The organism is Bradyrhizobium sp. 14AA, assembly GCF_054185205.1.
Window position 1 is genome coordinate 319,031 of the sequence record NZ_JAVAYM010000006.1, and the last position, 6,990, is coordinate 326,020.

Sequence of the window (6,990 nt, forward strand, 5' to 3'; positions counted from 1 at the left end):
ATGCTGTCAGCGTGTTGCAGTTTTGTGAAACCGGGCCAAACGCCGCAGGCAAAGCCCAGGCGCGATGCCCGGGCCTCATTGTCCGTTCGCCGAGCGTTATCCGCCGTAACACGGCTTGCCGGCCATCTGCATGGCGCGGCTGCATCGGGGAAGATTTTTGGCCTGCGGTTGCTTGGCGTCCTTCTTGGTTGCAGTCGAGCTTGCGGTCTGAGCCTGCACGCTGGTGGAGGCAGGGATGAGAATCAGGATCGCGGCGACGATCAAAGCGACTGTCTTCATTTCAAATGCTCCGGAAAGAATAAACAATGCCCCGGAGCCTATGCAGGAGATCCTCGGGTGTAAAGACGTCGCGGAAGCGCGAAGGCGCTCTTGGTATGGCGCCCCCGATCACCCCAAAGGCTTGGTCTCGGCTATTCCTTTACCGCGCCGGTCAGCGAGGACACGTAGTAGTCCACGAACAGCGAATAGAAGACCGCAACCGGCAGCGAGCCGAGCAGCGAGCCCGCCATCAGCGCGCCCCACTGGTAGACGTCGCCGGTGACGAGCTCGGTCAGGATCGCGACCGGCACGGTCTTGTTGGCGCCGCTCTGGATGAAGGCGAGGGCATAGATGAACTCGTTCCAGGACAGCGTGAAGGAGAAGATGCCGGCCGAGATCAGGCCGGGCACCGCGAGCGGCAGCGTGATCCGCCGCAGGATCTGCAGCCGCGTGGCGCCGTCGACCAGCGCGCATTCCTCGAGCTCGTAGGGGATCGACTTGAAATAGCCGATCAGGAGCCAGGTGCAGAACGGCACCAGGAAGGTCGGATAGACCAGGATCAGGGCAAGCGGTGAGTCGAACAGGCCGAACTGCACCACGACGGTCGCCAGCGGAATGAACAGGATCGACGGCGGCACGAGATAGGCGAGATAGATGCCGAGGCCGACATAAGGACTGCCGCGGAAGCGCAGGCGCTCGATCGCATAGGCAGCCAGCGTGCTGGCGATCAGCGACAGCGTGGTCGAGCCGATCGCGACCAGCATCGTCGTCTTGAGCCAGCGCGGATAGGCGGTGTCGAACAGCAGGTGCTTGATGTGGGCGAGCGTCGGCGACGAGATCCAGAACGGATTGTGGTCCTTGTAGTTCATCAGTTCCGCGTTCGGCTTGAACGAGGTGATCGCCATCCAGTAGAACGGAAACAGCAGGATCAGCACGAAGCAGCCGAGCGGCAGATAGATCATCATCAGCCGCCGCAGCCCGGAATCCCAGGCCATGGTGTCGGGTGCGGCCTTGGCGTCGGCGACGGCCGGTTGCGCGACGGTGTCAGTCATTGGCCTCTCCCTGCTGCCATTTGCGGCGCGCCAGGCCGAAATAGGAGAACAGCGTCGCGAACACCAGGAACGGGATCATCGACACCGCGATCGCCGCGCCTTCGCCGAGCTCGCCGCCGGCGATGCCGCGCTGGAACGCCAGCGTTGCGAGCAGGTGCGTCGAGTTGACCGGTCCGCCGCGGGTGATGGCGTAGACCAGCTGGAAGTCGGTGAAGGTGAAGATGATCGAGAAGGTCATGACGATGGCGAGGATCGGCATCATCATCGGGAAGGTGATGTAGCGGAAGCGCTGCCAGGCGCTGGCGCCGTCGAGCATCGCGGCTTCATAGAGCGAGGGCGAGATGGTCTGGAGCCCCGCCAGCAGCGAGATTGCGACGAAGGGAATGCCGCGCCAGATGTTGGCGGCGATCAGCGAGAAGCGGGCCGGCCAGGGCGAGCCGAGGAAGTCGATATTGCTCGACCGCCAGTGCAGCACGTCGACCAGGAGGTAGGAGACGATCGAGAATTGCGGATCGTAGATCCACCAGAACGCGAGTGCCGAGAGCACGGTCGGCACGATCCATGGCAGCAGCACGATGGCGCGGAGCAGGCTCTTGAACGGGAAGTGGTTGTTGAGCAGCAGCGCCAGCCAGAAGCCGAGCGCGAACTTCCCGAAGGTCGCGATCCCCGTATAGAACACGCTGTAGAACACCGCGTTCCACCACAGGGGATCGGTGAGCAGGTACTGGAAGTTCTCAAAGCCCACGAAGATGCCGCGCCGCCCGATCGTGGTGTCGGTGAAGGCGAGCCAGAGGCCGAGCCCCAGCGGATAGGTGAGGAAGACGGCGAGCAGGCCGAGCGCGGGCGCAAGGCACATCACGATCAGGAACGGCTTGTAGTCGAACAGCCGCACCAGCCAGTTTGGCTGCCGCTGCGCCAGGGCGGAAGACGAGAGGGTGGTCACGGACATTATTGGCGTTGTCCTGTCTGTGAAATTCAACACGCCGTCATTGCGAGCGAAGCGAAGCAATCCAGCCTGTCTCTGCAGTTGCAGTCTGGATTGCTTCGTCGCTTCGCTCCTCGCAATGACGGCCGCGTCATCGGGCGTTACTTCGCCGCCTGTCGCCTGAAGTACCGCTTGCAGCGCTGCTCGGCTTCCGCGGCCGCGGCTTCCGGCGTCGCTGCGCCGGTTGCAACCGACGCGCACATCTGAATCAGCACGTAGTCGGCGCTGACGGCACCGGTCGCCGTCGAGATCGGGCCCTTGTAGCCGTCATAATAGGTGCTGTTCATCGTGTCCTTGAAGATCCTGACCTTGGGATCCTCACTCCAGACCTTGGCCTCGGCATAGGCGGCCAGCGGCTGGGACCAGTAGCCGGAATTGGCGTTGAGCCAGGGCTCGTACTGGTCCTTCTCCAGCATGTATTGCAGGAATGCCTTCGCGGCGTTGGGATACTGGCTGTGCTTGAAGACCATCGCGTTCAGCGTCAGGCCCGCCATCGGCGAGATCTTCGCGAGGCCCTTGGGCAGCAGCTGATGCTCGCTGTCCTCGGCGATCGCCTTGGTCGCCGGATCGTTCTTCAGCGAGAAGTACAACGAGACGCCGTTCGCGGTCAGCGAGATCTCCTGCGAGGAATAGGCGCGGTTGTTGCTGACGTCGTTCCACGACGGCGTGCCGGCGATGAAGGTCGGGTACAGCTCCTTGACCCAGTTCAGCGCGGCGATCGTCTCCTTGCTGTTGATGACGACGTTGCCCTCCTCGTCGAGCAGGGAGGCGTTGTGCGACCACAGCGCCCAGTTGGCGAAGCCGTTGCCGTCGCCCTTGGCATTGCCGAGTGCGAAGCCTGCCGGCTTGCCGGCCTTGTGCAGCTTGCGGCACAGGTCGAGCACGCCGGCGTGATCCTCCGGCACCTTGTCGAAGCCGACCGATTGCAGGATCGACTTGCGGTAGATCAGGGGACCTGCGGTGGCGCCGAACGGCAGGCCGATCCAGGACTCGCTCTTGCTCTTCTTGCCGTATTTCTGCGCCAGCGGCAGCCATCCGCCGTAGCGCCTGCCGAGATAATCGGCGACGTCGGTGAGCTCGATCAGCTTGTCGACATAGATGTGCGGCGCGTCGGAGAAGCCGACGATGATGTCGGGGCCGGCGCCGGAGTTGGAGGTCACCGCGGTCTGCTGGTTGATGTCTTCCCAGCCGACGAAGTCGACCTTGACCTCGACGCCGGTCTCCTTGGTGAACTTTGCCGCGTTGGCGCGGAACACGTCCTCGTCGGCCTGGACGAACCGCACCGGGCGCAGCATGCGCAAGGACGCGCCTTTCTCGATGGCGAGCTTTGGCGCGGCCACCTCGGCGGCTTTGATCTGGGATGGTGTTTGCGCTGCAGCACCGGTGGCCGCGAGCGTTGCAGCGGACAGGCCCAGCGCCAAGGCATCACGACGTGTGACGTCGTTCCTCATCAGTACCTCCCTATGATGTTCCATTCCCGGCGTTGATCGCCGGTGAAGGGCCGTTTCGGTCTTCGGCGCGCTTGAACGCCGGCCGCCTAGCTGTTCGGTCCGCGATCCATGCTGACGGGCTGCCAGCGGCGGAGCGCGGTGTTCTGCAGCACCGACGGGTTGACGCAGCTTACCGGCCACATGCCCTGAAGCACCAGTGACAATTCGTAGCCCACGCGGCGCTTGCGCGCCTCGTCGAACCGTGCCGAGGCGGAGGCGACATGGGCGGTCAGAGTCACGTTCTCCATGCCGAGGATGGGATTGTTGTGCGAGGGCGGTTCCTTCTCCAGCACGTCGAGGGCGGCGTGTGCGATCCAGCCCTCCTGCAGCGCCTTGATCAGGCTCTCCTCGTCCACCGTGGCGCCGCGGCCGGTGTTGATGAAGACCGAGCCCTTCTTCATCTGCCGGAAGTGCTTCTCGGTCAGCATGTGATGCACCTCGGGCCTTGCGGGGGCGTGCATCGAGACGAAGTCGGATTGCGACAGCACCTCGTTCAGCGTCGCTGGGATGACGCCGAGGTCGTACATCAGCGTTTCCTGGATGAAGGGATCGTAGGCCATCATGCGCAGGCCGAAGGGTGCGGCGCGTTTCGCGACCGCGCGCGCGACGCGGCCGAACGAGATGAAGCCGAGCGTCTGGCCCATCAGCCTGGGAATCTTGAGCAGCGCCGGCCGGCCTTCGGCCCAGCGGCCGTCACGCACCATGCGGTCCTGCTCGACCAGGCGACGGAAGCCCGCGAGCAGCAGCATCATGGCATGATCGGCGACCTCCTCGATGAAGGTGTCGGGGATGTTGGTGACGGGAATGCCGCGGGCGGTGGCGGCCTTGACGTCGACGCTGTCGACACCGACCGAGCCGAGCGTGATGACCTTGCAGCTCTCCAGCGCGTCGATGATGGTCCTGGTGATCGGGATGCCCTTGGCGTAGATGGCGTCGGCATTTTTCGCGGCGGCGATGAAGGCGGCCTCGTCGGCGGGCGCCTCGACGATCTCGGCATCGATCGGATCGAGCGCCTCGCGCTCGTAGGAATAATCGCTGCCCGCGACCGTGAAGCTCGCGCCCTTCGGCGTCACCACCCTGTATTTCGGCATGTCCTGCTCCCGATTTGGTTTCTTGTTGTGACCCGGCCTTCGCGCGGGCCTTTGCGTCTTTTACGCGAAATCGATGCCGTCGCGTACAATTCCCGGTTGCCGGCCCGGCGATAAATTGCCGGTTTCTGCGGCTGCGTCAGGGCTTCTACGGAGGCACGTAAGTAACTTGCTAAGGCTCCCACCCTAAAAGTTGATTCGATTTTGAACGATCTGGTCGCGCGCCTGTACCCCATTATTGCCGGAGCATCCCGTGAAGTTGAGCAATCTGAAGATCGCACCCAAGCTGGGCATCCTTGTCGGCGTCACCTTGTTCGGCCTGTGCATCTCCGGTGTTCTTGCCGGCTATCTGATGAAGCGCGAGATGGTGAATGCGCGCATCGACCAGACCAAGGCGATCGTCGAGCTGGCCCGCAACTACGCGGCAACGCTGATGAAACGCGTCAATGCCGGTGAAATGACCAAGGACGCCGCGTTCGCCGAACTCCGTCGCTACGGCAATGCCATGACCTACGACAAGGGGTCCGGCTATCTGTTCGGCACCAGCTATGACGGCATCACGCAGCTCGCGCCCGATCCGAAACAGATCGGCGCCAACCGCATGGATGTGGAGACCAACGGACGCAAGCTGTCGCGCGAGATCATGGACGGGGTCAAGGCGAACGGCGATATCCTGCTGTTCTACGAATATATGAAGCCCGGCCAGGACAAGCCGATCCGCAAGCTCGGCTACGCCGTCGCGGTCCCCGGTTTCGAGATGTATCTCGGCACCGGAGCCTATCTCGAGGACATCGACGAGAAGATGGGTCCGGTGTTCTGGCTGCTTGGCCTTGCCATGCTCGGCATCGTCATCGTTGCCGGCAGCGTTGCCTGGCTGATCGGCCGCAGCATCAGCCGCCCGCTCGCTTTGCTCGGCGCCCGCATGAAGGAATTGGCCGACGGCAAGCTCGAGGGCGACATCCCCGGCGTCGGCCGCGGCGATGAAGTCGGCGCGATGGCTTCGACCGTGCAGATCTTCAAGGACAACGCGGTCCGCATCCGTGAGATCGAGCGGACCGAGGCCGATGCCAAAGATCGTACCGCGGCGGAACGCCGCAGCGCGATGGAAGGCATCGCCAGCGACTTCGAACGCAGCGTCAACGGTATCGTCCGCTCGGTCTCCTCGGCCGCGGCCGGCATGCAGAGCACCGCGCAGTCGATGACCGCAACCGCCAGCGACGCCTCCTCGCGTGCGGCGACGGTCGGCGCTGCCTCGCAAAAAGCGTCCGGCAATGTCGGCACGGTCGCGGCTGCCGCCGAAGAGCTGTCGAGCTCGGTTGCGGAAATCTCGCGCCAGGTCACGCGCTCGACCGAAGTGGCGAGCCGCGCCGTCAACGACGCCGAGCGCACCAACGCCACCGTGCAGGTGCTCTCCTCCGGCGCCGAGAAGATCGGCGAGGTCGTCAAGCTGATCCATTCGATCGCGGCGCAGACCAATCTGCTCGCGCTCAACGCCACCATCGAAGCCGCGCGTGCCGGCGAATCCGGCCGCGGATTCGCCGTCGTCGCCTCCGAGGTCAAGGCGCTCGCCAACCAGACCGCCAAGGCCACCGAAGAAATCTCCGCGCAGGTCGCGGCGATGCAGACCTCGACCAGCGACGCCGTCTCCGCCATCGCCGGCATCACCCAGACCATCGCCGAGATGAGCGAGATCACCGCGGGCATTTCCGCGTCTATCGAGCAGCAGGGCGAGGCGACCCGCGAGATCGCCCGCAACATCCAGTCGGTCGCGGCCGGCTCGAGCGAGATCAACGCCCATATCGGCAGCGTCACCTCGGCCGCGGAAGCGACCGGGAGCGCGGCCACCGACGTGCTCACCAACGCCCGCGAGCTGGACAACCAGTCCGGCGCGCTGCGCAGCGCCGTCGACGGCTTCCTCGCCAAGGTGCGCGCGGCGTAAGGCTGAACGCACGAGCATTGCTATCAACGACCGCGTCATGCCCGGGCTTGTCCCACGGGTGTCCGGTTTAGGTTTGAGCCAGACTTAGGCACATCTGGGGCTGATCTTGGCTGATCGTGGGTGGTTGGAGCAAGCTGTCGATACGGCGGCGCTGCATGAGGTTGGCGCGGACCAGTCT

General features: G+C 64.1%; 6 protein-coding genes. 1 reads left to right on the top strand and 5 read right to left on the bottom strand.

Annotated elements, in window-relative coordinates:
* Positions 1-96: 96 nt before the first annotated feature.
* The 5 genes from RAD15_RS14740 to RAD15_RS14760 all read right to left on the bottom strand — a co-directional run bounded on the left by RAD15_RS14740 (position 97) and on the right by RAD15_RS14760 (position 4,876).
* Positions 97-279, bottom strand: a complete 183-nt coding sequence (locus tag RAD15_RS14740; RefSeq protein ID WP_458178555.1) for a hypothetical protein — start codon at positions 277-279, stop codon at positions 97-99.
* 131 nt (positions 280-410) lie between these two features.
* Complete coding sequence (locus RAD15_RS14745) at positions 411-1,310, bottom strand: carbohydrate ABC transporter permease (protein ID WP_458178557.1); 900 nt, start codon at positions 1,308-1,310, stop codon at positions 411-413.
* Positions 1,303-2,259 carry a carbohydrate ABC transporter permease gene (locus RAD15_RS14750; RefSeq protein ID WP_458178559.1) on the bottom strand — a complete coding sequence of 319 codons (957 nt, stop codon included), beginning with the start codon at positions 2,257-2,259 and terminating at the stop codon, positions 1,303-1,305. Before RAD15_RS14750 ends, RAD15_RS14745 begins: the two co-directional genes overlap by 8 nt.
* A gap of 137 nt (positions 2,260-2,396) precedes the next feature.
* Complete coding sequence (locus RAD15_RS14755) at positions 2,397-3,746, bottom strand: ABC transporter substrate-binding protein (RefSeq protein ID WP_458178561.1); 1,350 nt, start codon at positions 3,744-3,746, stop codon at positions 2,397-2,399.
* 86 nt (positions 3,747-3,832) lie between these two features.
* Positions 3,833-4,876, bottom strand: a complete 1,044-nt coding sequence (locus RAD15_RS14760; protein ID WP_458178563.1) for a C-terminal binding protein — start codon at positions 4,874-4,876, stop codon at positions 3,833-3,835.
* A 250-nt stretch (positions 4,877-5,126) separates the two neighbouring features.
* On the opposite strand from RAD15_RS14760, the gene RAD15_RS14765 reads away from it, so the two are divergent.
* Entirely contained in the window at positions 5,127-6,812 is a 1,686-nt protein-coding gene (locus RAD15_RS14765) for a methyl-accepting chemotaxis protein (protein ID WP_458178565.1), read from the top strand.
* Positions 6,813-6,990: the final 178 nt, after the last annotated feature.

Coding starts and splice junctions, on each gene's coding strand:
- RAD15_RS14755 (WP_458178561.1), bottom strand. CDS start 3,746: ATGAGGAACGACGTCACACGTCGTGATGCCTTGGCGCTGGGCCTGTCC.
- RAD15_RS14760 (WP_458178563.1), bottom strand. CDS start 4,876: ATGCCGAAATACAGGGTGGTGACGCCGAAGGGCGCGAGCTTCACGGTC.
- RAD15_RS14740 (WP_458178555.1), bottom strand. CDS start 279: ATGAAGACAGTCGCTTTGATCGTCGCCGCGATCCTGATTCTCATCCCT.
- RAD15_RS14745 (WP_458178557.1), bottom strand. CDS start 1,310: ATGACTGACACCGTCGCGCAACCGGCCGTCGCCGACGCCAAGGCCGCA.
- RAD15_RS14750 (WP_458178559.1), bottom strand. CDS start 2,259: ATGTCCGTGACCACCCTCTCGTCTTCCGCCCTGGCGCAGCGGCAGCCA.